The sequence below is a fragment of the Agrobacterium fabrum str. C58 genome, from assembly GCF_000092025.1.
Lineage (GTDB): Bacteria > Pseudomonadota > Alphaproteobacteria > Rhizobiales > Rhizobiaceae > Agrobacterium > Agrobacterium fabrum.
Genome location: NC_003062.2, coordinates 346,241 through 370,987 on the forward strand (window position 1 = coordinate 346,241; position 24,747 = coordinate 370,987).

The 24,747-nt window shown below is 59.7% G+C and carries 25 protein-coding genes; 19 read left to right on the forward strand and 6 right to left on the reverse strand.

All coding sequences use genetic code 11. The features are described 5' to 3' along the window. Window positions 1-142: 142 nt before the first annotated feature. The 13 genes from ATU_RS01685 to trmB all read left to right on the forward strand — a co-directional run bounded on the left by ATU_RS01685 (window position 143) and on the right by trmB (window position 12,245). The gene (locus ATU_RS01685) at window positions 143-706 is read left to right on the forward strand and encodes a NifU family protein (RefSeq protein ID WP_006310196.1); all 564 of its coding nucleotides are present in this window, start codon (window positions 143-145) and stop codon (window positions 704-706) included. A gap of 16 nt (window positions 707-722) precedes the next feature. Beyond that, the gene (gene tsaB / locus ATU_RS01690) at window positions 723-1,391 is read left to right on the forward strand and encodes a tRNA (adenosine(37)-N6)-threonylcarbamoyltransferase complex dimerization subunit type 1 TsaB (protein ID WP_010970837.1); all 669 of its coding nucleotides are present in this window, start codon (window positions 723-725) and stop codon (window positions 1,389-1,391) included. A gap of 43 nt (window positions 1,392-1,434) precedes the next feature. Then, window positions 1,435-1,929: a GNAT family N-acetyltransferase gene (locus ATU_RS01695; protein WP_006310198.1), complete on the forward strand. Its 495-nt coding sequence runs from the start codon at window positions 1,435-1,437 to the stop codon at window positions 1,927-1,929. A 69-nt stretch (window positions 1,930-1,998) separates the two neighbouring features. Continuing rightward, a complete protein-coding gene (locus ATU_RS01700) occupies window positions 1,999-2,427 on the forward strand; it encodes a Fur family transcriptional regulator (RefSeq protein ID WP_006310199.1) in 429 nt (142 codons plus the stop codon). A 30-nt stretch (window positions 2,428-2,457) separates the two neighbouring features. Then, window positions 2,458-3,252: a lyso-ornithine lipid O-acyltransferase gene (gene olsA / locus ATU_RS01705; protein WP_006310200.1), complete on the forward strand. Its 795-nt coding sequence runs from the start codon at window positions 2,458-2,460 to the stop codon at window positions 3,250-3,252. Window positions 3,253-3,402: 150 nt separating this feature from the next. After that, window positions 3,403-4,806 (forward strand): tRNA (N6-isopentenyl adenosine(37)-C2)-methylthiotransferase MiaB, encoded by a 1,404-nt coding sequence (gene miaB / locus ATU_RS01710; protein WP_006310201.1) that lies wholly within the window; start codon window positions 3,403-3,405, stop codon window positions 4,804-4,806. Between the two features lie 40 nt (window positions 4,807-4,846). Next, complete coding sequence (locus ATU_RS01715; RefSeq protein ID WP_010970839.1) at window positions 4,847-5,902, forward strand: PhoH family protein; 1,056 nt, start codon at window positions 4,847-4,849, stop codon at window positions 5,900-5,902. A gap of 10 nt (window positions 5,903-5,912) precedes the next feature. Then, complete coding sequence (gene ybeY, locus ATU_RS01720) at window positions 5,913-6,419, forward strand: rRNA maturation RNase YbeY (protein WP_010970840.1); 507 nt, start codon at window positions 5,913-5,915, stop codon at window positions 6,417-6,419. 15 nt (window positions 6,420-6,434) lie between these two features. Next, window positions 6,435-7,577, forward strand: a complete 1,143-nt coding sequence (locus ATU_RS01725; RefSeq protein ID WP_010970841.1) for a hemolysin family protein — start codon at window positions 6,435-6,437, stop codon at window positions 7,575-7,577. A 206-nt stretch (window positions 7,578-7,783) separates the two neighbouring features. Then, the gene (gene lnt, locus ATU_RS01730) at window positions 7,784-9,373 is read left to right on the forward strand and encodes an apolipoprotein N-acyltransferase (protein WP_010970842.1); all 1,590 of its coding nucleotides are present in this window, start codon (window positions 7,784-7,786) and stop codon (window positions 9,371-9,373) included. Window positions 9,374-9,506: 133 nt separating this feature from the next. Next, complete coding sequence (locus tag ATU_RS01735) at window positions 9,507-9,926, forward strand: helix-turn-helix domain-containing protein (RefSeq protein ID WP_010970843.1); 420 nt, start codon at window positions 9,507-9,509, stop codon at window positions 9,924-9,926. 186 nt (window positions 9,927-10,112) lie between these two features. Further along, window positions 10,113-11,375 (forward strand): methionine adenosyltransferase, encoded by a 1,263-nt coding sequence (gene metK, locus ATU_RS01740; RefSeq protein WP_006310207.1) that lies wholly within the window; start codon window positions 10,113-10,115, stop codon window positions 11,373-11,375. 171 nt (window positions 11,376-11,546) lie between these two features. After that, window positions 11,547-12,245, forward strand: coding sequence for a tRNA (guanosine(46)-N7)-methyltransferase TrmB (gene trmB / locus ATU_RS01745; protein WP_006310208.1), 699 nt, complete (start codon window positions 11,547-11,549; stop codon window positions 12,243-12,245). 63 nt (window positions 12,246-12,308) lie between these two features. Here trmB and ATU_RS01750 read toward each other — a convergent pair whose 3' ends face one another. Beyond that, window positions 12,309-13,208: a ribokinase gene (locus tag ATU_RS01750; protein WP_010970844.1), complete on the reverse strand. Its 900-nt coding sequence runs from the start codon at window positions 13,206-13,208 to the stop codon at window positions 12,309-12,311. Window positions 13,209-13,262: 54 nt separating this feature from the next. Then, the gene (locus tag ATU_RS01755) at window positions 13,263-14,456 is read right to left on the reverse strand and encodes a DNA recombination protein RmuC (protein WP_035256142.1); all 1,194 of its coding nucleotides are present in this window, start codon (window positions 14,454-14,456) and stop codon (window positions 13,263-13,265) included. A 149-nt stretch (window positions 14,457-14,605) separates the two neighbouring features. On the opposite strand from ATU_RS01755, the gene def reads away from it, so the two are divergent. Genes def through truA form a run of 3 tightly spaced genes read left to right on the forward strand, consistent with a single transcriptional unit; the run spans window position 14,606 to window position 16,898 of the window. Beyond that, window positions 14,606-15,118: a peptide deformylase gene (def, locus tag ATU_RS01760; protein ID WP_006310211.1), complete on the forward strand. Its 513-nt coding sequence runs from the start codon at window positions 14,606-14,608 to the stop codon at window positions 15,116-15,118. 44 nt (window positions 15,119-15,162) lie between these two features. After that, a complete protein-coding gene (gene fmt, locus ATU_RS01765; RefSeq protein ID WP_006310212.1) occupies window positions 15,163-16,098 on the forward strand; it encodes a methionyl-tRNA formyltransferase in 936 nt (311 codons plus the stop codon). After that, window positions 16,098-16,898, forward strand: a complete 801-nt coding sequence (gene truA / locus ATU_RS01770; protein ID WP_010970846.1) for a tRNA pseudouridine(38-40) synthase TruA — start codon at window positions 16,098-16,100, stop codon at window positions 16,896-16,898. Before fmt ends, truA begins: the two co-directional genes overlap by 1 nt. A gap of 19 nt (window positions 16,899-16,917) precedes the next feature. Here the strand turns inward: truA and ATU_RS01775 are convergent, their stop codons facing one another. From ATU_RS01775 to dapD, 3 genes are read right to left on the reverse strand one after another with little or no spacing between them, the layout of a single operon-like run. Then, window positions 16,918-17,514, reverse strand: coding sequence for a hypothetical protein (locus tag ATU_RS01775; RefSeq protein WP_010970847.1), 597 nt, complete (start codon window positions 17,512-17,514; stop codon window positions 16,918-16,920). Further along, window positions 17,498-18,694, reverse strand: a complete 1,197-nt coding sequence (gene dapE / locus ATU_RS01780) for a succinyl-diaminopimelate desuccinylase (RefSeq protein WP_010970848.1) — start codon at window positions 18,692-18,694, stop codon at window positions 17,498-17,500. Before dapE ends, ATU_RS01775 begins: the two co-directional genes overlap by 17 nt. A 14-nt stretch (window positions 18,695-18,708) precedes the next feature. After that, complete coding sequence (dapD, locus tag ATU_RS01785; RefSeq protein ID WP_003493576.1) at window positions 18,709-19,563, reverse strand: 2,3,4,5-tetrahydropyridine-2,6-dicarboxylate N-succinyltransferase; 855 nt, start codon at window positions 19,561-19,563, stop codon at window positions 18,709-18,711. A 136-nt stretch (window positions 19,564-19,699) separates the two neighbouring features. On the opposite strand from dapD, the gene ATU_RS01790 reads away from it, so the two are divergent. Both ATU_RS01790 and ATU_RS01795 read left to right on the forward strand, forming a co-directional pair. Continuing rightward, complete coding sequence (locus ATU_RS01790; protein WP_373371955.1) at window positions 19,700-20,566, forward strand: LOG family protein; 867 nt, start codon at window positions 19,700-19,702, stop codon at window positions 20,564-20,566. 166 nt (window positions 20,567-20,732) lie between these two features. Continuing rightward, window positions 20,733-23,060, forward strand: coding sequence for a methyl-accepting chemotaxis protein (locus ATU_RS01795; RefSeq protein WP_010970850.1), 2,328 nt, complete (start codon window positions 20,733-20,735; stop codon window positions 23,058-23,060). Between the two features lie 69 nt (window positions 23,061-23,129). On the opposite strand, the gene ATU_RS01800 is transcribed toward ATU_RS01795, so the two are convergent. Then, on the reverse strand, window positions 23,130-24,074 hold the full coding sequence (locus tag ATU_RS01800; protein WP_010970851.1) for a nucleoside hydrolase: 945 nt from the start codon (window positions 24,072-24,074) through the stop codon (window positions 23,130-23,132). 205 nt (window positions 24,075-24,279) lie between these two features. Here ATU_RS01800 and ATU_RS01805 point away from each other — a divergent pair, with 205 nt between their 5' ends. Then, complete coding sequence (locus tag ATU_RS01805) at window positions 24,280-24,705, forward strand: Hsp20 family protein (RefSeq protein WP_010970852.1); 426 nt, start codon at window positions 24,280-24,282, stop codon at window positions 24,703-24,705. Window positions 24,706-24,747 lie beyond the last annotated feature (42 nt).

Here is a 24,747-nt window from a genome sequence, read left to right on the forward strand (position 1 = left end):
TCCGGTTTCGGACGGGTTTTAAAGACTGACGATTTCTTGAATGTAATTATCATGTCAGGGCTTGAAGTGTGGCTTCGCCGGGCGTATTTTTGGAAGAATTCTAAATTACGGGGCGTGAACCGCGACCTCGAAGGAGACGACGATGTTCATTCAGACGGAAGCCACGCCCAACCCCGCCACGCTGAAATTCCTGCCGGGCAAGGTGGTGCTGGAAAGCGGGACAGTGGAGTTCCTCAATGCGTCGCAGGCGCAGGCTTCGCCCCTGGCGGAGCGCCTCTTCACGATTCCGGGCGTTACCGGTGTCTATTTCGGTTTTGATTTCATCACCGTCACCAAGGATGATGCCGAATGGCAGCATCTGAAGCCTGCCATCCTCGGCTCGATCATGGAGCACTTCATGTCCGGCCGGCCGATCATGGGCACGGCCATTGCTGCCGAAGTCTCGGACGAGGAAGGCGAGTTTTTTGAAGAGGGTGACGAAACCATCGTCGCCACCATTAAGGAATTGCTTGATACCCGCGTTCGCCCGGCCGTGGCGCAGGATGGCGGCGACATCACCTTCCGCGGTTTTCGCGATGGTACGGTGTTCCTGAACATGAAGGGTGCCTGCTCGGGTTGCCCGTCTTCAACTGCCACGCTTAAGCACGGGGTTCAGAACCTGCTTCGCCATTTCGTGCCCGAAGTGCGCGAAGTCGAAGCGGTTTGATGCTGTCAGCCAGACCATGATTGTTCTCGCACTCGACACGTCAGGGGTGGATTGTTCCGCCTGTATCTATGACAACGCCTCTGACACTGTGCTCGGCGAGGTCTGCGAGACGATCGGCAAGGGCCATGCCGAAAGGCTGATGGCGGTGATCGACGGTGCCCTGCAGCAGGCACAATTGCCGCTCCAGAAGGTCGAGCGGATTGCGGTGACCATCGGTCCGGGGTCCTTCACGGGCATTCGGGTCGGCGTTGCCGCGGCGCGCGGTTTTGCCCTGTCGCTCGGCGTCGAGGCCGTCGGCGTTACCACGCTCGAGACGCTTGCCCTGCATCATCTGGCCGAAAATCCAGGCCGGCCTGTGGCCGTCGGGCTCGATGCGAAACGCGGCGAAACCTATCTCCAGATATTCGGCACGGATGGATCACCACTCAACGAGGCGGCGCTTCTGTCTCTGGATGACGCCAAAGATGCCCTTTCCGGTTTTGACGGTGCCGTCATCGGCTCCGCCGCGCCGCTGTTTGCGGGAGAGGAAACCGGCTCCGGGCCGGACCATTTCCCGATTGCCTTCGTCGCGCGCGCCGGAGCGCGCAAGTCGGCAGGCCAACCAAAACCCGCGCCGCTTTATCTGCGCGGGCCGGATGCCCGGCCACAGACAGGTTTTGCGCTGGCACGTCAGGACGTTGCCTGATACGGCATGCATGAGTGCTTGTTTCTGATTCCTGATATTTGCGATGTTTGACGATTACCTGAGCTGGAAACCCTATTTCGAGATCGTGCCGATGCAGCATGAGGATTGCGCCGCGGTGGCGGACTTGCATGCCTTGCGCTTCCCACGTCCTTGGAATGACGGGGAGTTTTCGGGCCTGCTCACGCAAGGGTCGGTTTTCGGAGCCGTCGCCCGCCAGACCAACGCCTTTTTCAGCAAGCCGCTCGGCGGTTTCGTTCTGGCGCGGGAAGTGGCTGGTGAGGCGGAAATTCTCACTGTCGCGGTGTCCGACAAATTCTCGCGCGCCGGTCTCGGCTGGCGTCTGATGCAGTCGGCCATTCGCGAGGCGATGATGCGCGGTGCCGAAACCATGTTCCTCGAGGTGGACAATAACAATGCCTCTGCGCTGGGGCTTTATAAAAAGCTCGGCTTCAAGACGGTCGCGGAACGCAAGGCCTATTACACGGCCAAGAATGGATCAAAGTCGACGGCGCTTGTCATGCGCCGCGATCTTCGCTAGTTCCCTGCGACAGGCATTTTTTGGCGAAAGCTGCGAAATTCAACCGGAATACTCAAAAGGCCAGAAGACGTGATAGACCTTTCGAAAACGCTGGAGGAGCTTTGTGCCGAACGCGGCATGCGGATGACGGACCAGCGCCGTGTGATTGCCCGCGTCCTTCAGGAATCAGCCGATCATCCCGATGTCGAGGAACTCTATCGCCGTTCTTCCGCCGTGGATCCGCGCATCTCTATTTCAACGGTCTACAGAACGGTGAAGCTGTTCGAGGACGCTGGCATCATCGAACGTCACGATTTTCGCGATGGCCGCTCGCGTTATGAGACCGTGCCTGAAGAACACCACGATCACCTGATCGATCTGAAGAACAGCGTGGTCATCGAATTCCATTCGCCCGAGATCGAGGCGCTTCAGGAAAAGATCGCCCGCGAGCACGGCTTCAAGCTCGTCGATCATCGACTGGAACTTTATGGCGTGCCGTTGAAACCCGAAGAACGCTGAGACGCCGGTGAACAAGCGGGCGTTCCCATCATGATGTGGCTTCGGACAGCCTATATCGCGATCGTTCTTCTGATCGTGACGCTCATATTGCTGCCGTTGCAACTTCTGGGTCTCGCCTTCGACTGGCGGCTGCGCCGGCGCATTCCGCGCATCTGGCATCGCATTGCCTGTCACGTTCTCGGCATCCGCGTCCATGTTCATGGAGAGGTGGAGCGGGCAAAACCGCTGATGCTGGCGGTCAATCACGCTTCGTGGAAGGATATCCTCGTTCTCGGCAGCATTGCCGACGTGGTGTTCATCGCCAAGACCGAGGTACGTGACTGGCCGGTCTTCGGCTGGCTCGCCCGCCTTCAGAAAAGCATCTTCGTCCAGCGAGAGCAGAAGCGCAGCACGGGCCAGCAGGTGGGTGAGATCGCCAGCCGCATGGCCGACGGTGAGATCGTCGTCCTTTTCCCCGAAGGCACGACTTCGGACGGCAACCGCATGCTGGCCGTCAAATCCTCTCTGTTCGGTGCCGCCTCCACTGCCGCCGAGCAGGTTCCGGGCAAACTGGTTTACGTGCAGCCCGTCGCCATCGCCTATACGCGGGTGCAGGGCATGGCCATGGGCCGCTACCATCGGATCATTGCCGCCTGGCCGGGCAGCATCACGCTGGTGCCGCATCTGCTCGGTGTCATCAAGGCGGGCGCGATTGATGTCGACGTGACGTTTGGCGACAGCGTTCCATTTCACAGCGCGGACAATCGCAAGCGTCTTGCGACCGATATTGCCGCTGCCATCCGCTCGATGCTGGCCTTCAGCCTGCGCGGCGGCTGGCGGAAATAGAGCATCGGACCGAAAACTGTGCGCGGTTTTCGGGAAATCGGATGCGTAAGCTGAAATCAAGAGCAACGGAATTGCTCCGTTGCTCTGGCATCCTCGCTTTTCCGGCATTTTTCTGTTTAATCTGGCTATGAAAAACACTAGATAGCCGCCATGACCCAGGAAACACTTGGCCTTGACGCCCCACAAATGATCGCCCGCGAAGGCTCTAACAGTCGAAAAGTCTTTATCAAGACCTATGGCTGCCAGATGAACGTCTACGATTCCGTGCGCATGAGCGATGCGCTGGCGAAGGATGGTTACGTTCAGACGGAAGACATGGGCGAGGCGGATCTGGTTCTCCTCAACACCTGTCACATCCGCGAGAAGGCCGCGGAGAAGGTTTATTCCGCGCTTGGCCGCCTGCGTGACATGAAAAAGTCGCGCGAAGAGCAGGGCCGCGAATTCATGATCGGCGTTGCCGGCTGCGTGGCGCAGGCGGAAGGCGAGGAAATTCTTCGCCGTGCGCCCGCCGTCGATGTCGTGATCGGCCCGCAGACCTATCACCGCCTGCCTGACGCCCTGAAGCGCGTGCGCCGCGGTGAGCGCGTCATCGAGACCGAATATGCGGTCGAGGACAAGTTCGAGCATCTACCGGTTGCCGAAAAGGCGACGCTGCGCTCGCGTGGCGTCACGGCGTTTTTGACGGTGCAGGAAGGTTGCGACAAGTTCTGCACCTTCTGTGTCGTACCCTATACACGCGGTTCTGAAGTGTCGCGCCCCGTTCGCCAGATCGTCGATGAAGCGATGAAACTGGTGGATGCCGGCGTGCGCGAGATCACGCTGCTTGGCCAGAACGTCAATGCCTGGCAGGGCGAAGGCCCCAAGGGCGAAAAATGGGGTCTGGCCGAACTGCTCTACAGGCTGGCCGAAATTCCGGGCCTTGCACGGTTGCGCTACACCACCAGCCACCCGCGCGACATGGATGACCGCCTGATCGGCGCCCATCGCGACCTGCGTATCCTGATGCCCTATCTGCACCTACCGGTGCAGTCCGGCTCGGATCGCATCCTGAAAGCGATGAACCGTCGCCATACGGGTGAGGAATATATCCAGCTGATCGAGAAAATCCGCTCCGCCCGCCCTGATATTGCCATGTCGGGGGATTTTATTGTCGGCTTCCCCGGTGAGACTGATCGCGATTTCGAAGATACGATGGCGATGGTCGAGACGGTGAAATACGCACAGGCCTTTTCGTTCAAATATTCCACTCGTCCCGGCACGCCGGGGGCGGACCTGACGGACCAGGTGGCGGAAGACGTGAAGGCCGAGCGGCTGGAACGATTGCAGGCCCTGTTGCTGCGGCAGCAGAAGGAATTTGCGGAATCGCTCGTTGGAAAAACCATGGATGTGTTGCTGGAAAAGCCCGGCCGCATGCCTGAGCAGTTGATAGGTCGCTCTCCGTGGCTGCAATCCGTGAATCTTGATGCAAAGACGTTGAAAATCGGTGACATTGTTAATGTACGAATCACCGCAACGGGTCCAAACAGCTTGTTTGCCGAGGTGGCAGGGAGTTAGAGTGAGGAGCCGACACTGATTGGGACAGGAGCCTGACCGCTTGAACGCACACGAATTGGTATCAAATCCATCGCGCCAGCCACGCCAAGCCGCGACCGACGCCAATCACTTCGTCCTCACGTTCGAGAATAACAGGATAGCGGGAGAGCTATTCGGTCAGTTCGATCAGAACCTGAAGCTGTTGGAGCAGCGCCTCAATATCGACGCCCGCCCGCGCGGCAACTCCGTCGCCATCACTGGCGATGTTGTCGCCACCAATCAGGCCCGCCGTGCGCTGGATTTCCTCTATGAACGTCTGCTCAAGGGCGGAACCGCCGAGGCCTCCGACGTGGAAGGTGCTATCCGAATGGCAATGGCCGCTGACGACCAACTGACCTTGCCGACGATGGAGCGCAAGGCCAAGATTTCCATGGCGCAGATTTCCACTCGCAAGAAGACCATCGCTGCCCGCACGCCGACGCAGGATGTCTATATGCGGGCGCTGGAGCAGTCCGAACTGGTTTTCGGCGTCGGCCCCGCCGGCACTGGCAAGACCTATCTGGCCGTGGCCCATGCCGCACAGCTTCTGGAACGTGGCGCGGTCGACCGTATCATCCTCTCACGCCCCGCCGTCGAAGCGGGCGAGCGTCTTGGCTTCCTGCCCGGCGACATGAAGGAAAAGGTCGATCCGTATCTGCGCCCGCTTTACGACGCGCTGTATGACATGATGCCGGGCGACAAGGTGGAGCGTGCCATTCAGGCGGGCGTCATCGAAATCGCGCCGCTGGCCTTCATGCGTGGTCGTACCCTTGCCAACGCCGCCGTCATTCTGGACGAAGCCCAGAATACCACGACCATGCAGATGAAGATGTTCCTCACCCGTCTTGGTGAGAACGGCCGCATGATCGTGACCGGTGACCCGAGCCAGGTGGATCTTCCGCGTGGCGTGAAGTCCGGTCTTGTCGAGGCCCTGCAAATCCTCCCCGAGGTGGAAGGTGTGTCCGTCGTGCGCTTCAAGGATGTCGACGTCGTGCGCCATCCGATGGTGGCGCGCATCGTGCGGGCTTACGAATCCCACACGGCGGTGCCGGATGAGAGCCTTCCGAAGGGCAACTGACGTAAAGACAATGGCGGCTCTGGATATTCAAATCAGCGTTGAGGCCGAAGGCTGGTCCTCGGAAGAGAACTTGGCTGCCTTTGCCACCAAGGTGCTGAATGCGGCGGTCGATTTTCTGAAACGGGAAGAGGAGCAACCCTTCCCGAAAATGCCGGTCGAACTGTCGCTGGTCTTCACCGATGACGAAAATATCCGGGAAATCAACGCCGAATGGCGCGACAAGGACAAGGCGACCAATGTCTTGTCTTTCCCCGCTTTTCCGCTGGAGCCGGGCGGAATGCCCGGCCCGATGCTGGGCGATATCGTCATCGCTCGCGAGACGGTTGAACGCGAGGCTCTTGAACTTGACAAGAGTTTCGAGGATCATCTGACCCATCTTCTCGTTCATGGGTTCCTGCATTTGTTTGGTTATGACCACATGGACGAGGAAGAAGCGGAAGAAATGGAGTCGCTTGAGACTCGCATTTTGGCGGTGCTTGGCCTATCTGATCCCTACGCGGGTCAGGAGCCGCTTTAAATATTGTCTGGAGCCATGAACGAACATTCTGCACGACCTGCCAATGAGGGCAGAGAAAACGGCGAGCAGTCCTCTTCGGAGGAGGGCAGTAGTCACTTACGGAACGACTCTCATGCAAAGCCGAGATCGACGATCTGGTCGCGCATAGGGCGGTTGCTGAAACCGTCACAGGGCGAGCGCCTGCGTGAGGATCTGACCGACGCGCTGATGGCTGACACCGAAATCGGTGCCGCCTTTTCGCCTGAAGAGCGGGCGATGCTCAACAATATCCTGCGTTTCCGGGAAGTTCGGGTCGAAGATATCATGATCCCACGGGTCGATATCGACGGTCTCGACCAGAACATGACGATCGGCGAAGCGCTGATCCTGTTTGAAGAAACCGGGCGCTCCCGCATGCCTGTTTACGATGAGACGCTGGATAATCCCAAGGGCATGATCCATATCCGCGATCTGCTGGCCTATGTCGCCAAGCAGGCCCGTAACAAACGCCGCGCGGGTTCGCGCAGCGTCGCTTATGGCGAGGTGAAGGCAACAACGCGCTCACCACGTCCGAATTTCGATCTGGCGCGGGTCGATCTCGAGCAGACGGTCGCCGATGCCGGCCTCGTGCGCAAAATTCTCTTCGCACCACCCTCGATGCTTGCCTCCGACCTCTTGAAGACGATGCAGGCACAGAGAACGCAGCTGGCCCTGGTCATCGACGAATATGGCGGCACGGACGGTCTCGTCAGCCACGAGGATATCGTCGAGATGGTCGTGGGCGATATCGATGACGAGCACGACAAGGACGAGGCGATGTTTTCGCGTCTCTCCGCCGATGTGCTTGTCGCGGATGCCCGCGCGGAACTCACCGAACTTGCCGAGGTGATCGGGCCCGAATTCGACGTGCGCGAACATCTGGAAGAAATCGATACGCTCGGCGGCCTCATCTTTTTCGCGCTCGGCCGCATTCCGGCCAAGGGCGAGGTGGTCAGGGCTGTGCCCGGTTTCGAGTTTCAGATTCTCGACGCGGATAGCCGGCGTATCAAGGGCGTCCGTATCGTTCGTGATCATGGCTCGGAAGGGCAGGACGACCAGGCTCCCGGCGAAGCCGACGGGGTTATCGCACTGCCCGCGCCCGATGTTCGCCTGATCACGCACCAGCAGAACGCCGACTAGAAAAGGTGACAGGGGAGCCCCCGTCACCTTTATCTCAAGACGGAGATTCGGCAGGTTGGAACGACCAAAAGGCCGCAGGAGACCGCCGCCGCGATCCCACCTGTGGACTGCGAATCTTTTTTCCTTTACGCCGGGTTTGAGGGGAAATTCCGTGGCGCGGCCTTGCCGGGAGCGGGCTTTTCCAGACGCGCATAAACGGAGATGGCATGGAGCGTCTTGCAGGCAGGGTAATGCTGGCCGGCGGCATGAGCCGCGCAGTGATGGCGATTGCTGCGGGTGCTGTCGGGGCGCTCGCTTTGCCTCCATTCGGCTTTTTCGCAGCGCTTTTTTTCTCTTTCACCTTGCTTGTCTGGCTCGTGGACGGCTGCACCGGCAAGCCGGGTGGTGGTCTCTTCAGCCGCATTCTGCCGGCTTTCGGCATCGGCTGGTGTTTCGGGTTTGGTTATTTCGTGGCAGGCCTGTGGTGGCTGGGCAATGCTCTTCTACTGGAAGCGGATGAATTCGCCTGGGCCTTGCCGCTCGCCATCCTCGGTCTGCCGGCACTGCTGGCGCTGTTTTACGGTTTTGCCGTCGCGGCCGCCAATCTCCTCTGGTCGGACGGCCTTGGTCGCATTGCGGCGCTTGCCGCCGCCTTCGGCGTTTCGGAATGGTTGCGCAGTTTCCTCGCGACCGGCTTTCCCTGGAACGCCATCGGCTATGGCATCATGCCCATCCCGATCATGATGCAGTCTGCGCACTTGCTCGGTCTTCTCAGCATCACGACGCTGGCGGTTTTCATTTTCGCTTCACCAGCGCTGATCGGTACGAAAAAAGGCATGGGACCAGGACTGGCGCTGGCAGGCCTATTGCTTGCGGCCCACTTCGGTTATGGCTTTTACCGCCTGCAGACACCAGCGGAGACGCCGGCAGACGCCCTGACCGTCCGCATCGTGCAGCCGGCCATCGATCAATCCCGCAAGATGCTGAATACTGACCGTGCCGAGATTTTCGCAGAGCACCTGCGGTTGTCGGCCCTGCCGCCGGGCGAAGGGAAAAAACGCCCCGACATCATCGTCTGGCCGGAAACCTCCGTGCCGTTCATCCTGACGCAAAATCCGGATGCGCTCGCGGAAATCGCCAGTACGCTCGAGGATGGCCAGGTGCTGTTCACCGGCGCCGTCAGGATGGAAGATCAGGGAGCCGGCCGGCCGCCCCGTTATTACAATTCGGTCTATGCGATCGACAGCCAGGGCGAGATCATCGGCGCGACCGACAAGGTGCATCTGACGCCCTTTGGCGAATACGTTCCCTTTGAAGGCATCCTGCGGGAATTCGGCATCGACAATGTCATTGCCCTGCCGGGTGGCTTTTCCGCCGCCTCGTCGCGCACGCCGCTCACGCTCCCTTCAGGCAAGACTTTCTATCCCCTGATCTGTTACGAGATCATTTTCCCGGGTGAGATGACGCCGGGCCTTCAGGGGGCGGCGGCGATCCTAAATGTGACGAATGACGGCTGGTTTGGTGATACACCCGGTCCCTACCAGCATTTTCTGCAGGCACGGGTACGCGCCGTTGAGACGGGCGTGCCGGTGATTCGCGGCGCCAATACCGGAATTTCCGCCGTCATAGACCCCTATGGCCGCATTATTGCCGGGCTGGACTATGGTCGGGTGGGAATTCTTGACGCCACTTTGAGTGGTGGGTCTAATGACGCATTTACTTACGACACACATCGGACGTATTTCTGGTTGATTTTTTCAATCTTGATGATCGTTGCGGTATTTCCCGCCTTGAGTTTTGCTCGGCGCCAGAATTGACCGGGAACCCCTGTAATTGCATAGTGAATACGTCAGTCGTAAAACAAGTTTAGACGCTGTCGAATTGCCGACTCATTTCTTCGAATAGTAGTGAAACGAGATATCAACCCTTTCCGAGTGTCAGGACCGCATGATGACCGAGAATAAGAAAAAGCCTAACCCCATCGACATTCATGTCGGAAGCCGAATTCGCCTTCGTAGAACCATGCTCGGAATGAGCCAGGAGAAGCTGGGGGAAAGTCTCGGAATTACCTTTCAGCAAATCCAGAAATATGAAAAAGGCACGAACCGCGTTGGCGCCAGTCGCCTCCAGAATATTTCCGGGATCCTCAATGTGCCCGTTTCCTTTTTCTTCGAGGATGCGCCTGGTGATCAGGTCGGCGGCACCTCTGGCATGGCCGAAGCCTCAAGTTCCAATTATGTGGTCGACTTTCTGTCCTCGGCTGAAGGTTTGCAGCTGAACCGGGCTTTCGTGAAGATCGCCGACCCGAAGGTTCGCCGTCGCCTGGTCGATCTCGTCAAGGCGCTCGCCGCCGAAGGCGACGCCGAGTAAGCAGCCTGCGCAGCGCAAAATTTCCGGCACGGGATGCCGGGCACTCAACGGTCCGCAAGGACCGTTTTTTTGTGTCCGATTAGAAAGGAATTCTCACATAAAGATATATTTATGTGGTTGTGTCCTTGTTTTTCGCGGCCGAAATGACTAACAAACTCCAAGACCATTCTTTGAGGGGAATCCCGCATGCGTGCCAATTACCTGTTCACCAGCGAGTCCGTGGCCGAGGGTCATCCGGACAAGGTTTGTGATCGTATTTCCGATGAAATCGTGGATCTTATTTACCGTGAGGCGGCCAAGACGGGCGTTGACCCATGGACCGTGCGCATCGCATGCGAAACGCTTGCGACGACCAACCGCGTTGTTATCGCCGGTGAGGTTCGGGTTCCCGACACGCTTCTGAAGAAGGACAAGGACGGCAAGGTCGTCAAGGACGCCGCCGGCCACCCGGTCATCAACCCTTCCAAGTTCAAGTCCGCCGCCCGAAAGGCGATCCGCGACATCGGCTACGAACAGGATGGTTTCCACTGGAAGACCGCCAAGATCGACGTTCTGCTGCATCCGCAGTCGGCCGATATCGCGCAGGGCGTGGATAATGCCTCCGACAAGCAGGGTGACGAGGGCGCTGGCGACCAGGGCATCATGTTCGGTTACGCTTGCAAGGAAACGCCGGACCTGATGCCGGCGCCGATCTATTATTCTCACCGCATCCTGCAGCTGCTGGCCACCGCCCGCAAGAGCGGCGAAGGCGAAGCGGCGAAGCTCGGCCCCGATGCCAAGAGCCAGGTGACGGTTCGTTACGTCGACGGCAAGGCTTCGGAAGCCGTATCCATCGTTCTGTCCACGCAGCACCTCGATGCCAGCTGGGACTCGAAGAAGGTCCGTGAGGTCGTCGAACCCTATATTCGCGAGGCTCTGGGCGAGTTGAAGATCGCTGACGATTGCCAGTGGTATATCAACCCGACGGGCAAGTTCGTCATCGGCGGTCCCGATGGCGATGCCGGCCTGACCGGCCGCAAGATCATCGTCGACACCTATGGCGGTGCTGCCCCCCATGGTGGTGGCGCATTCTCCGGCAAGGACACGACCAAGGTCGACCGTTCGGCCGCTTATGCCGCCCGCTATCTCGCCAAGAACGTCGTGGCTGCCGGCCTTGCCGAGCGCTGCACGATCCAGATCGCCTATGCGATCGGCGTTGCCCAGCCGCTGTCGATCTATGTCGATCTGCACGGCACGGGCAAGGTCAGCGAAGATCAGGTCGAAGCCGCGATCCGCAAGGTCATGGACCTGTCGCCGTCGGGCATCCGCCGTCATCTCGATCTCAACAAGCCGATCTACGCCAAGACGTCTTCTTACGGTCACTTCGGCCGCAAGGCTGGTCGTGACGGTTCCTTCTCCTGGGAGAAGCTCGATCTGGTGAAGCCGCTCAAGGAAGCTTTGAGCGCTTGAAGCATTTCCAGTAAAACTGCGTAGCGGTTTTACGTCCGGAGAATGCGGAGGCTTTTTCTAAGCCTTGTTATTTGGCGGTGATTGAGAGATACCGTCTACAACTTTTGTAACCCGCACAGTGCCCCATGTGGCGCTGTGCGGGTTAAGTCTATTTGTTGTTGAGAGTATGAGATGACGGAAGAACGGCGTTCGCGCGCAACGGAAGCGTTTTTTGGCAGACGCAAGGGCAAGCCCCTGCGCAATCAGCAGGTCGATACGATCGAGAACCTGCTGCCTCTGCTGAAAATCGATCTGGAAAGCGTGCCCCCGCAAAATCTGGTCGCTCTCTTTCCGGCGGATGTACGGTCGATCCGCCTGGAAATCGGTTTCGGCGGTGGCGAGCATCTCGCCCACCGCGCGGTCGAAAACCCCGAGACGGGCTTCATCGGCGTCGAGCCTTTCGTGAATTCCATGGCCAAACTGCTCGCGACGGTCCGCGAACGCGAACTGATGAATATCCGCCTTTACGACGATGATGCGACGCAGCTGCTCGACTGGTTGCCCGAGGGGTCGATCGATCACATCGATCTGCTTTATCCCGACCCGTGGCCGAAGAAGAAGCACTGGAAGCGCCGCTTCGTTTCCGACGTCAATCTCGCCCGTTTCCATCGTGTGTTGAAACCCGGCGGCAAGTTCTGCTTTGCGTCGGATATAGATACTTACGTCAACTGGACGCTGCAGCATTGTGCCCGCCATGGCGGTTTTGAGTGGACGGCAACAAGCGCTGACGATTGGCGCACGCCCTATGCCAACTGGCCAGGCACGCGCTACGAGAACAAGGCGAAACGAGAAGGCCGCAGCTCGGCCTATCTCACCTTCATCCGTCGCTAAAGCATTTCCGGTAAAACTGCGTAGCGGTTTTACGCCCGGAAAATGCGCCGGCAGCCTGATCCCTCAGAGCGCCGCATCCACTTCCGCTGCCTGCGGAATGGAAGGCTGGGCGCCGGCGCGCGTGCAGGCGAGTGAACCTGCAACGGCGGCGCGCTTCAGCGCCTTTTCGAAATCCATTCCCTGATCAAGGCTGGCGGCAAGATAACCACAGAAGGTATCGCCCGCACCAACCGTGTCGACCGGCTCGATCTTCAGGCCGGAAGCACTGAAAACCTTGCCGTTGCGCATGGCGATCACGCCATCTGCACCAAGCGTGACGATCAAAGTCTGGCCGGTCCTGTCGTGAAGGGCCTTGAGTTCGCTCTCTCGTTCGCCACTGGAGAGGCCGTTCTTGCCGATCAGCAACTCAAACTCGGTTTCGTTGGCGATGACGATATCGGCAAGGCCGGCAAGGCGGGGACCATCTGCAGTCAGCGGTGCGGTATTGATGACGGTGGTGATGCGCTTTGCCTTTGCAGCCGTCAGCGCCGCTTCGATGGCTGCAGCCGGTATTTCGAACTGCAGCATCAGAATATCGCCTGCGTCCATCTCGCCCACGACCTTTGTCGCGTCGAATGCGGAGACTTCGCCATTTGCTGCGGGAATGACCGAGATCATGTTCTCTCCGCCTTCACCGATGAGGATCACTGCCGTTCCCGTCGGGCCGGGCGCGGTTTTCACCAATGACAGATCGGTACCCGCGTCGCGCAGCAAGGTCAGCGCCGGCGCGGCAAAGGTATCATCACCCGTAGCGCCGGCCATCTTCACCGTAACACCTGCACGCCGTGCGGCCAGCGCCTGATTGGCTCCCTTGCCGCCGGCGGCCGTGGAGAAGGTGTCTCCGGTCACGGTTTCACCGGGCTTGGGCAGGCGTTTGGCGGTGGCGACGAGGTCCATGTTGATGGAGCCGAAAACAGTAATCATGGGGCGCTGGGTCCGTATGAAATTTGAGCAAGGCGGCGACTTTGCCCGAGACGATCACTCGTCGTCAACTACCCGCAATTTGGCCGCGCCGGCTCGGTTTTCCGCAAAGCGACGGGTCTGCTCGATTTCGCCATGTGAAGCCTCTTTTTCCGTCGGCGAAAAATCAAGACCTTCGATCTTCTGGCCGCGCGCCAGCACCTTATCGGAGGAGATCAGCATCATGTCGACATCCTTCTGCGCCAGCCCGAAATGGGCTTGCAGCTTGCGCGTCCTATCGTCCAGCCGCCGCACATCGTCCATGAGCAGCGCCACTTCGCCCTGGATGAGATGCGCCTGCTCGCGCATGCGCTGGTCTTTCAAAACAGACTGGATGACCTGCACCGACAGCATCAGAAGCGAGGGTGAGACGATGACGACGCGGGCGCGGTGGGCGCGCTGCACGAGATATTCGAAATGCTGGTGGATGTCGGCAAAGATCGATTCGGAGGGCACGAAGATAAAGGCCGTATCCTGCGTTTCGCCGCGAATGAGATATTTCTCGGCCACGTCGCGAATATGCACTTCCATGTCGCGGCGGAACTGCTGCACGGCGGCGCGTTTGGTTTCCGGCGTCTCATCCGCCTTGATCGCGTTCCACGCCTCCAGGGGAAACTTGGCATCGATGACCAGTGCTGGCGCATTGTTCGGCATCTTGATGATGCAGTCGGGCCGGTAACCGTTGGAAAGCGTCGGCTGAAGCTGGAACGCCCCGGCGGGAAGGGCGTCGGCGATCAGCGTTTCCATGCGCGCCTGTCCGAAAGCGCCGCGCGTCTGCTTGTTGGAAAGGATCGCCTGCAATCCCACCACGTCCTTCGCCAGATCCTGAATATTGCCCTGCGCGGCATCGATGACGGCCAGGCGCTCCTGCAGGCGGCTCAGATTCTCATGGGTCGACCGGGTCTGCTCCGTCAGCGTTTCACCAAGGCGCTGCGACATGCCGTCAAGGCGCTGGTTCAGCGTCTGGCTCATCTCTGTCTGGCGTGTGCCAAGCGTTTCCGCCATGGCCGCGATCCGCCCGTGCAATTCGGACTGTGTTTTCAAAAGGTCGGAGATTTCACTGTCGGCTCCCGCTTTTCTTGTGCGGTTTGTCGTGACCAGCCATGTGATGGTCAGGCCTAAAACCAGGGCCACAAGCAGCGCGCCGAAGCTGATATCGACGGAGCCGGCCCGCAGCGCGGGATTAAGGAGAACGGAGAAATCTATGTTCATGATTAAATCTAGCAGATTTCCAGTGATTCGGAAGATCAAAACAAGAACACTTCTGCGGCGGAAATGAGTCGGGCAGGGTCGATGCAGGAGGCGGTTTTCTCCTTCGTGTTTTTTATTTCCTCCGCGCGAGAGATACGTTATGGGAAGCCATGACCATCAAACCGCTTATCATTTTGCCCGATCCCGTGCTGCGCCAGCAATCGAAGCTCATCGAACAGGTGGACGCCGAAGTGCTGCGCCTTGCCGACGACATGCTCGAAACCATGTATGATGCGCCCGGTATCGGCCTCGCCGCTATTCAGATCGGCGTGCCGCGCCGCATGCTGGTGATCGACGTGGCACGCGAAGGTGAAGAAAAGACCCCGGTCGTTTTCATCAATCCGGAAATCCTCAAAGTGTCGGACGATATCTCGACCTATGAGGAAGGCTGCCTCTCCATTCCCGACTATTATGCCGAAGTGGAGCGTCCCGCGTCGCTCACGGTGCAATATGTCGGGCGTGACGGCAAGCAGCAGACGGTCGAAGCGGATGGTCTGCTCGCGACCTGCCTGCAGCATGAGATCGACCACCTCAACGGCGTTCTCTTCATCGACCATATTTCGCGGCTGAAGCGCGACATGGTCATCAAGAAATTCACGAAAGCGGCCCGCGCAAAGATCTGATCCGTCCTTTTGGGCCGGAACGGACGACAGGGCAGGGGGCTACGATGTCTCTTCGCATCATTTTTATGGGCACGCCGGATTTCTCCGTTCCCACATTGCGTGCATTGGTGGAGGCGGGCCACGAGATCGTTGCCGTCTACACCCAGCCGCCGCGTCCCGGCGGCCGCCGTGGTCTCGATTTGCAGAAGTCGCCGGTCCATCAGGTGGCCGAATTGCTCGGGCTGCCTGTACTGACGCCCGTGAATTTCAAGGCGGAGGAAGATCGCCAGCAGTTCCGGGATTTCAACGCCGATGTGGCGGTCGTCGTGGCTTACGGCCTGCTGCTGCCTGAAGCGATCCTGTCCGGCACGCGTCTTGGCTGTTACAATGGTCACGCCTCGCTGCTGCCGCGCTGGCGCGGGGCAGCCCCCATCCAGCGGGCGATCATGGCCGGCGATGCCGAAACCGGCATGATGGTCATGAAAATGGAAAAGGGGCTCGATACCGGCCCCGTCGCGCTTACCGCGAAGGTCGCGATCGACGAGAATATGACGGCTGGCGAACTGCACGACAGCCTGATGCTGGCAGGTGCGCGGCTGATGCGGCAGGCGATGGCCAAGCTGGAGGCCGACGACCTGCCCCTCGTCACGCAGGCGGAAGAGGGCGTGCTCTACGCCGCGAAGATCGACAAGGGTGAGACCCGTATCGATTTTTCAAGGCCCGCACAGGATGTCCATAACCACATCCGTGGTCTTTCGCCGTTTCCCGGCGCATGGTTGGAGATGGATATCGGCGGCAAGCCAGAGCGCGTCAAGGTGCTGGCTTCGGAACTGGCCAGCGGCATGGGCGAAGCGGGCAGCGCTCTCGATGACGCGCTCACCATTGCCTGCGGCAGCGATGCCGTGCGGCTCACACGCTTGCAGAAGGCGGGCGGCAAGCCCATGTCGGCGGCCGATTTCGTGCGTGGTACGCCGGTTCCAGCCACAACGAGGCTCGGCTGATGCCACGTTTCCGCATGACCGTCGAATATGACGGCACGCCCTATTACGGCTGGCAGAGACAGGAAAACGGCCCCTCCGTTCAGGGCGCGCTGGAGGCTGCCGTGCGGTCGCTGACCGGGGAGAGCGTTTCCATTCGTGGCGCAGGCCGCACAGATTCCGGTGTGCATGCCGTGGGACAGGTCGCCCATATCGATCTTTCCCGCGATTGGGAACCCTACAAGCTCCGCAATGCCTTGAACGCACACCTGGCCATGGCGGGTGAGGCCGTGGCCGTGCTCGATGCCGCCGCGGTGACCGAGGATTTCGACGCGCGTTTTTCAGCGCTGCGCCGCCATTATCTCTACCGCATCATTTGTCGCAAATCCCGGCTGGCGCTGGAGCACAAGCGGGCATGGTGGGTATCGAAGGACTTGGACCACGAGCGCATGCATGAAGCCGCGCAGATGCTCGTCGGCCGGCATGATTTCACCACCTTCCGCTCTGTCCATTGTCAGGCGAACAGCCCGGTCCGCACGCTCGACCGGCTGGATGTGACGCGCAACGGCGATCTCATCGAGATACGCGCCACCGCGCAGAGTTTTCTGCACAACCAAATCCGTTCTTTTGCCGGGACGTTGAAATTGGCGGGCGAAGGCGGCATGACCCCGGACGATGTGCGCGCCGCATTGGAGGCGCGGGATCGCAAGGCCTGCGGCCCCGTTGCACCGCCGGACGGTCTTTATTTCATGCAGGTCGATTATCCCGATGTCATTCCGCCGCGCCGCCGCCCTGAAATTGAAATGACGGAAGACGCGGACTGATCGAAGGCCCCGCCGCCTCTCAGGCGGGATAGACGCCGAGAAAACGCTGCAATGCCTCTGACAGCAACATGGCGGGCACCAGCAGCGTCATGACCACTGCCGAGACGAGCAGCGACTGGTCGCGGATGAAAAATCTGACGATCCGCGAAAAGGCGAAGACCAGCGACAGAAGCAGTGCCAGCCACAGAATGGCGATCAGCCCCTGCAGAGGCGGCAGAAAGAATGCGATCAGGATCAGGACCGCATAGGCATAGGAAAAGGGCAACGACAGCCAGTTCACGGTGGTGACGAGCGGCGCGAATTTTTCCCGGGCGCCAAAGGCGTAGAGCAGCATGCCGATCAACAGCAGCGGCACGATCCAGCAGATGGCCTCGACCATGGCCAGGCGGAAGAAGAAGAGGAAGCCGGTTTCGGCTCCAGGTGGAACGCTGGCCAGAAAGGCGGCGCGCAGCCAAAGCCAGGAAACCAGCATGGCCGGCAGGCACCACAACGCGGAATAGAAGGATCGCCACATTCCGCGCTCGGAAAGATCCAGATACCGCGCGCCATTATGGTCGCCGAGCAGCAGCAGCCACAGCCCTGTCAGATAGAGCCTTACTTCACTTGCCGTCGGCATGGGCGAACCAGCGTTCGATGAAGGTCTCGTAAATGCGCGTCAGCGTCTCGAGATCGGCAACTGCCACGCGTTCATCGACCATGTGCATGGTCTGCCCGACGAGACCGAATTCCACGACAGGGCAATAATCCTTGATGAAGCGTGCATCCGAGGTGCCGCCGGTGGTCGAAAGCTTTGGCTCCTTGCCGGTTACGGTTTCAATCGCGCCTGACAGCGACGAGATGAGCGCATTGTTGCGGGTCAAGAAGACATGGCTCGGACGGTCCGCCCAGACGATCTCGTATTTGACCGGAGCCCGGTCGGGGCGAAGCTCGCCCTCATTTGCCGCTGCATCGAGGCGGCGGATGATCTCCGCCCGCAGGCTCTCTGCCGTCCAGCTATCGTTGAAACGAATGTTGAAGGCTGCCGTCGCCCGCGCCGGAATGACGTTGGTCGCGGCATTGCCGGTGTCGACGGTCGTTACTTCCAGATTGGATGGCTGGAAATCATCCGTGCCGTGGTCGAAGGCTGGATGCATCAGCGCATGGGTGAGCTGCAGCAGACCACGAATGGGGTTGTCGGCGAGATGTGGATAGGCGGCGTGGCCTTGAACGCCTTGGACGGTGATCCGGCCCGAGAGCGATCCCCGGCGGCCGATCTTGATCATGTCGCCCAGCTGGTCGGGATTGGTAGGCTCGCCGACGACACAGGCGTCCCACGTCTCTCCCTTTGCGGCAGCCCATTCCAGAAGCTTGGAGGTGCCGTTGATCGACGGGCCTTCCTCGTCTCCGGTGATCAGGAAGGAAACCGAGCCCTGCGGTTTGCCATGTTTTCCGATATGGCGGGCGATGGCGGCGACGAAACAGGCAATGCCGCCCTTCATGTCCACCGCGCCGCGACCGTACATTTCGCCACCGGCGATGTCTGCCGAAAAGGGCGGATGGCTCCATGCGGCCTCGTCGCCGACGGGAACGACATCCGTATGGCCCGCAAACATCAGATGCGGACCTTCGGTGCCGAGCCGGGCGTAGAGGTTCTCCACATCAGGCGTGCCGTCCTCTGTCGCCATCACGCGCTCCACCGCAAAACCAAGCGGTGAAAGCAGGGTGTCGAGCAGGGAAAGCGCGCCGCCTTCCGCAGGCGTTACCGACGGGCAACGGATGAGGGCGGCGAGATTGGCAACGGGATCGGTCGTGGTCATGGTATCAGCTTTTATCAGTCGCGCAGAAGCTCGTTGATGCCGGTCTTGGAGCGGGTCTTTTCATCGACGCGCTTGACGATGACGGCGCAATAAAGGCTCGGGCCCGGTTCACCGTTCGGGAAAGGTTTGCCCGGCATGGTGCCGGCAACAACGACGGAATAGGGCGGCACTTCGCCATAGGTGATCTCGCCGGTGGCGCGATCGACGATCTTGGTCGACTTGCCGATGAACACGCCCATGCCGAGAACGGCGCCTTCACGCACGATGCAGCCTTCGACGACTTCTGAACGGGCGCCGATGAAGCAATTATCCTCGATGATGGTCGGGCCAGCCTGAAGCGGCTCCAGAACGCCGCCGATGCCGACGCCACCGGACAGATGCACGTTCTTGCCGATCTGCGCGCAGGAGCCGACGGTTGCCCAGGTGTCGACCATCGTGCCTTCATCGACATAGGCACCGAGGTTGACGAAGGAAGGCATCAGAACGACGTTCTTGGCCACGTAAGCCGAGCGGCGCACGACGGCGTTCGGCACGGCGCGGAAGCCGGCGGCGCGAAACTGGTTTTCACCCCAGTTCTCGAACTTCGATGGCACCTTGTCCCACCAAGTCGATTCACCGGGGCCACCGGTGACGATTTCCATGTCGTTCAGCCGGAAGGATAGAAGCACGGCCTTTTTCAGCCATTGATTCACCTTCCAGTTCCCGTCCGCCTGCTTCTCGGCGACGCGAACCTTGCCGCTGTCGAGAAGTTGAAGAGATGTGTTCACCGCGTCGCGAACCTCGCCCTTCGTCGATACGTTCACACCATCGCGGTTGTCGAAGGCGGTTTCGATGATGGTTTCGAGGGAGGTAAGATCCGTAAGGCTCATGGAAAATTCCTTGAATGTCGCGTGTGGTCCGGTCACGGAAGGCCCGCGCCGCTGGAAGGCTCTGGCCATTTGATCTAAGGGAGTGTTGGAAAGGCGTCAATGTGATTTGGGTGATTTGGCGCGCCAGACGAAAGGCATGGAAATGACACGACTGAAAAACGGCAAATTGCGGCGCAAGGACGGGGCATGGGACCCGTTGAAGCGCAGTGCTGTGGACAAGCAGCAGGCCGAGGTCGTCGTCAAAACGCCGCAGTCGGATTCCCCGTCCTATCGGCTGGCCTATGTGGATACGGACTTTCTCTGCCGTGAGGAATTGCGCCCGATCAGGCTGCAGCTGGAACTTCTGAAGACGGAAATGGCGCTTACCGAGCGCGGGATCAATTCCACCGTCGTGATGTTCGGCGGCGCCCGCATTCCCGAACCGGGCGGCGACGCCTGGGCGGCACGCAACGAAACGCAGAAGCGCAATCTGGAACAATCCTCGATTTATTACGAGGAGGCGCGCAAGTTTGCTCGCCTCTGCACCGACTATGGCGCGAAGTCCGGCCATCTGGAATATGTCGTGGTCACCGGCGGTGGTCCCGGCGTCATGGAAGCGGGCAATCGTGGTGCTGCCGATGTGGGAGGCCCGTCGATCGGCCTCAATATCGTTCTGCCGCACGAGCAGGCGCCCAACCCCTATGTCACGCCGGAGCTGAGCTTCAATTTCCACTATTTCGCCATCCGGAAAATGCACTTCCTGATGCGGGCGAAGGCCGTCGTGGTTTTCCCCGGTGGCTTTGGTACGCTGGATGAGCTTTTTGAGGCACTGACGCTGATCCAGACCAAACGTATGGCACCTATCCCCCTCATTCTTTTTGGTGAAAACTTCTGGCGATCCGTCGTCAACTTCGAGTTCCTGGCGAATTTCGGCACCATCGCTCCCGAGGATATGGATTTGCTGCACTTTGCCGAGACGGCGGATGATGCCTGGAAGATTATCTCCGAATACTACGAGCACTGATTATTCTTAGCGCGGCGAAGTAATATTAGGGCTTAATTAGCAATCATATTCTAATTTTGCGTCGTCGCGCTGCAGCGCACTGTCCCATGCGGACGGGCCTCCATGACGGAGATTGTCATCCGTTGACGTCAGCTCTTTCGGGTTGACAATTTCCATTGGGGCCAAGATGTTCAATTTCAAAGTGAAGTCGCTTGCGACGAAGCTCATCCTCGTGACCGGCTGCGCCATCACCACGGTTCTTATCGCATCGAATTCCTTCCTCATTTCCCAGACCAGTGAACGTGTCCATGCCCTGACCATGGATCAGGCCAATACCGAGGCGCGCGCCATCGCCAACGTCATTGCCGCCGATGTCGGCGAACTCGGCAGCGCGGCGCGCTCAATGGCCGGTGTCATCGGCCGTGCGCATCAGGCTAAGTCGATGGACCGGCCTGGTATCGTCAATATCCTCAAAGCGAATGTCGAGCAGAATACGTTCGCCTTCGGCAGCTGGTTCTGCGAGCAGCTCGGCCTTTTTGACGGCCAGTCGACGGAGATCGCTAACCGGCTCGATCTCGGCACCAATAAAAGCGGTGCTTTTGCCCCTTATTGGTCAAAGACCCAGAAGGGCGATATCCAGTTTTCGACCTTCGACAACGACTATGCGGCCGAATGGTACGCGCTAGCCTCCAAATCCGGCAAGGGAGCCATCACCCAGCCTTACCTCGCCCAGGGCACGGAAGTGCCCACCACCATGACCTCGCTCGCCTATCCCGTCATGTCGGATGGCAAGATGATCGGCGTGGCAGGTGTCGATATTTCGCTCGCCTCGCTCACCCAGAAACTGCAGGCTCTGCATCCTTTTGAAACCGGCCGCGTGACGCTCGTTTCCCAGGGTGGGCAGTGGCTGGTGCCGCCGACCCCCGAGCAGAATATGAAGGCTTACGACGGAGAAGGCGCAAGCACCGTTCAGGCTGCCATCACCTCCGGCAAACAGGGCCTCATCGAAAATCTCGGCCTCGACACCGACGCGCCCTATAACCGTCTCGTTTATCCCTTCGCCGTTCCAGGCCTCAACGCGACGTGGGTCGTTCTGGTGGATATCCCCCATCAGGCGTTGAATGCTCCGGTACAGGAGCAGACCTTTATGATGATCATCGGTGCGATCGTCATTCTCGCCGCCGTTATTGCCGCGCTTTATTTTGCGGTTCGCTATTTCGTTCGCAACCCGCTCGCGTCCCTTGTTGCCGATGTCAGGACGCTCAGTGAGGGTCGCTACGATGTGCCGGTGTCCGGTCAGGAACGTCAGGACGAAACTGGAGCCGTGGCGTCTGCTCTCGAAGGTTTCCGCGCAAAGCTTGCCGGCATCCGCGAGATGGAAGCTGAAGCCGCCGCCCAGCGTGGCCATGCGGAGACGGAACGCCAGCGATCGGAGTTCGAGCGTAGCGAGAATAGCCGCATGCAGCAGCACATTGTCGGCGTGCTTGGTGCCGGCCTCAATGCGCTTTCGCAAGGCAATCTGACCTACCGTATCGAGGATGAATTCCCAGGCGAATATGCAAAGCTGCGCGCTGATTTCAACTCGGCGCTCGAAAGCCTCGAGGAAACGGTGTCAACCGTCAACGCCACCGTCGTCAGTATCGGCAATGGTACCGGCGAGATCACCCGCGCCGCCAGCGATCTCTCGCATCGCACGGAACAGCAGGCTGCAAGTCTGGAGGAAACCGCCGCGGCCCTCAACGAGTTGACCGCACAGGTCAATTCCAGCGCGGAAAACGCCGCAGAGGCGGCCGGTGCCGTCAGCCATGCCTGCGATGACGCCGGCAAGTCAGGCGAGGTCGTGCAGCAGGCCGTGAACTCCATGCAGGGCATCGCGCAATCCTCGGCGGAAATCTCCCGTATCATCGGGGTGATCGACGAGATCGCCTTCCAGACCAATCTGCTGGCGCTGAATGCCGGTGTTGAAGCGGCTCGCGCAGGCGATGCGGGCAAGGGCTTTGCGGTCGTCGCGCAGGAAGTGCGTGAACTCGCGCAACGCTCCGCCACTGCCGCCAAGGAAATCAAGGGCCTGATAAACACGTCGGCCACGCAGGTGGGCGAGGGTGTCCAGCTGGTCGGCAAGGCCGGCGAGACAATGAAAAAGATCGCCGATCAGGTTCTGCAGATCAACCAGCTGATACGGCAGATCTCCGCCTCGGCCAGCGAGCAGGCGGTAGGACTGAAGGAAATCAACTCCGCCGTGACCCAGATGGATCAGGTCACCCAGCAGAATGCGGCGATGGTGGAGGAAACCACTGCAGCTAGCGTGACGCTGAACAGCGAAGCCGAAACCCTGAAATCGCTCGTTGCCGGTTTCGCGGTGTCCGGCGGCCATGCGAGCCAGCAATTGCGCGCCACGGCAGCGACAATGCGTGCACCGGCCGCTCCGGCAAGGGCGCAGGCCGCGGCTCCTCGTGCCCGTCCGAGAACCAGCGGCGCAAACGCGCTGGCGCAGGATGACTGGACGGAATTCTGATCCGCCATTCCCGCTGAAAATAAAAGGGCCGCTGGCTTTTCCAGCGGCCTTTTTTTGTTCCTGTCCGGATCAGAGCCGGGCGAAACGTTCGGTCAGCAATTCAAAGAAGCCGTCGGCATCCACATTGCGCATCACGCGGGCATTGGCGGGACGGTCAGTCACCCGCCACCAGTCCACGACAGTCATGCCCATGGTCAGTTCGGAAATGACCTCGATTTCGACATTGCACTCGCGGCCCTCGAACAGTTCGGGCTTGAGGAGATAGGCAATGACGCTCGGATCATGCAGCGGGCCGCCATCCGAACCGTATTTCTCGATGTCAAAACGCTCGAAGAATTCCAGCATTTCCGCCATGGCGATGGCAGGGCGCGTGCCAATGTCACGAATGCGGTTGACGCGCGCCTTGGTGGTCAGCAGCTTGTGGGTGACGTCGAGCGGCATCATGACGACAGGCATGCCGGAACGGAAAACGATGTCGGCGGCCTGCGGGTCGACATAGATGTTGAATTCCGCCGCCGGCGTGATGTTTCCACCTTCGAAGAAGCCGCCGCCCATCATCACCAGTTCCTTGACGCGATCGGCAATTTCCGGCGCCTTGAGGAGAGCCAGCGCCACATTGGTCAGCGCGCCAAGCGTGCAGAGCGTTACGGTGCCGGCGGGTTCCCGCATCAGCGTTTCGATGATGAAATCGACCGCATGCTGCTTTTGCGCCTCCATGGTCGGTTCATCGAGAACCGGGCCGTTAAGGCCGGTGCTGCCGTGAACATGCTCGGCGGTGATGGGCTTGCGCACCAGCGGCTTCTCCGCGCCCTCATAGACGGGAATATCGGTGCGGCCGCACAATTCGCAGATGATGCGGATGTTGCGGCTGGTCAGCTTCAGCGGAACGTTGCCGGCAACGGCGCACAGTCCGAGAATGTCGATTTCCTCAGGACTTCCAAAGGCGAGCATGATTGCCGCCGCGTCGTCCTGGCCCGGATCGGTGTCGATGATGATTTTTCTGCGTTCTGCCATGTCTTGCCCGCCGTTGAGATGAGCGCTTTTTTCGAGCGGCGGGTGCTCACTTGTCAAGCCTCATTCCTCCCTCCTGCCTTTGCCCGCGTTTCGTCTTGCGCATCGTGGTTCGGCTTCCCATATTGCTTGAGCCGGTGCGATTGACCGGCAAGGTTGCCGGAAGCGGGACCGCGAAACGTCGCTTGGTTGCAAGGACAGAAGAGATATGAGCCGCATGACGCCATTCACCCACCCTCTTTTGCTGGGTTTTGATGCCATGGAAAAAACGCTGGAGCGTATGGCGAAGGCCAATGACGGCTACCCTCCCTATAATATCGAGCGTCTGCCTGGCGGAGAGGATGTGCCGGAGCGTCTGCGCATCACCATTGCCGTTGCCGGTTTTTCGCAGGACGATCTGGATGTGACGACCGCCGACAACCAGCTTGTCATTCGCGGCCGCCAGCAGGAACAGGAAAAACGCGATTTTCTCTATCGCGGCATTGCAGCGCGGCAGTTCCAGCGGGTCTTCGTGCTTGCCGATGGTATGCAGGTTCGCGAGGCGCGCTTGCGCAACGGCCTTCTTTCCATCGATCTGGTCCGGCCGGAAATTTCAAACGTGGTAAAGAAAATTAATATTTCCGTCTCAGAGTAGACCATGAACGCTGGAATCGGACATGAATCGCTCGGCGTGAAG

Bases quoted from the DNA above. Each gene is read 5' to 3' on its own strand.
- ATU_RS01755 (WP_035256142.1), bottom strand. From the start codon at position 14,456: ATGAACATAGATTTCTCCGTTCTCCTTAATCCCGCGCTGCGGGCCGGC.
- ATU_RS01795 (WP_010970850.1), top strand. From the start codon at position 20,733: ATGTTCAATTTCAAAGTGAAGTCGCTTGCGACGAAGCTCATCCTCGTG.
- tsaB (WP_010970837.1), top strand. From the start codon at position 723: ATGATTGTTCTCGCACTCGACACGTCAGGGGTGGATTGTTCCGCCTGT.
- ATU_RS01775 (WP_010970847.1), bottom strand. From the start codon at position 17,514: ATGCCGACGGCAAGTGAAGTAAGGCTCTATCTGACAGGGCTGTGGCTG.
- miaB (WP_006310201.1), top strand. From the start codon at position 3,403: ATGACCCAGGAAACACTTGGCCTTGACGCCCCACAAATGATCGCCCGC.
- metK (WP_006310207.1), top strand. From the start codon at position 10,113: ATGCGTGCCAATTACCTGTTCACCAGCGAGTCCGTGGCCGAGGGTCAT.
- ybeY (WP_010970840.1), top strand. From the start codon at position 5,913: ATGGCGGCTCTGGATATTCAAATCAGCGTTGAGGCCGAAGGCTGGTCC.
- ATU_RS01685 (WP_006310196.1), top strand. From the start codon at position 143: ATGTTCATTCAGACGGAAGCCACGCCCAACCCCGCCACGCTGAAATTC.
- trmB (WP_006310208.1), top strand. From the start codon at position 11,547: ATGACGGAAGAACGGCGTTCGCGCGCAACGGAAGCGTTTTTTGGCAGA.
- olsA (WP_006310200.1), top strand. From the start codon at position 2,458: ATGATGTGGCTTCGGACAGCCTATATCGCGATCGTTCTTCTGATCGTG.
- fmt (WP_006310212.1), top strand. From the start codon at position 15,163: ATGTCTCTTCGCATCATTTTTATGGGCACGCCGGATTTCTCCGTTCCC.
- ATU_RS01800 (WP_010970851.1), bottom strand. From the start codon at position 24,074: ATGGCAGAACGCAGAAAAATCATCATCGACACCGATCCGGGCCAGGAC.
- ATU_RS01695 (WP_006310198.1), top strand. From the start codon at position 1,435: ATGTTTGACGATTACCTGAGCTGGAAACCCTATTTCGAGATCGTGCCG.
- ATU_RS01790 (WP_373371955.1), top strand. From the start codon at position 19,700: ATGGAAATGACACGACTGAAAAACGGCAAATTGCGGCGCAAGGACGGG.
- ATU_RS01735 (WP_010970843.1), top strand. From the start codon at position 9,507: ATGACCGAGAATAAGAAAAAGCCTAACCCCATCGACATTCATGTCGGA.
- ATU_RS01805 (WP_010970852.1), top strand. From the start codon at position 24,280: ATGAGCCGCATGACGCCATTCACCCACCCTCTTTTGCTGGGTTTTGAT.
- ATU_RS01750 (WP_010970844.1), bottom strand. From the start codon at position 13,208: ATGATTACTGTTTTCGGCTCCATCAACATGGACCTCGTCGCCACCGCC.
- dapD (WP_003493576.1), bottom strand. From the start codon at position 19,563: ATGAGCCTTACGGATCTTACCTCCCTCGAAACCATCATCGAAACCGCC.
- truA (WP_010970846.1), top strand. From the start codon at position 16,098: ATGCCACGTTTCCGCATGACCGTCGAATATGACGGCACGCCCTATTAC.
- ATU_RS01725 (WP_010970841.1), top strand. From the start codon at position 6,435: ATGAACGAACATTCTGCACGACCTGCCAATGAGGGCAGAGAAAACGGC.
- dapE (WP_010970848.1), bottom strand. From the start codon at position 18,694: ATGACCACGACCGATCCCGTTGCCAATCTCGCCGCCCTCATCCGTTGC.
- lnt (WP_010970842.1), top strand. From the start codon at position 7,784: ATGGAGCGTCTTGCAGGCAGGGTAATGCTGGCCGGCGGCATGAGCCGC.
- def (WP_006310211.1), top strand. From the start codon at position 14,606: ATGACCATCAAACCGCTTATCATTTTGCCCGATCCCGTGCTGCGCCAG.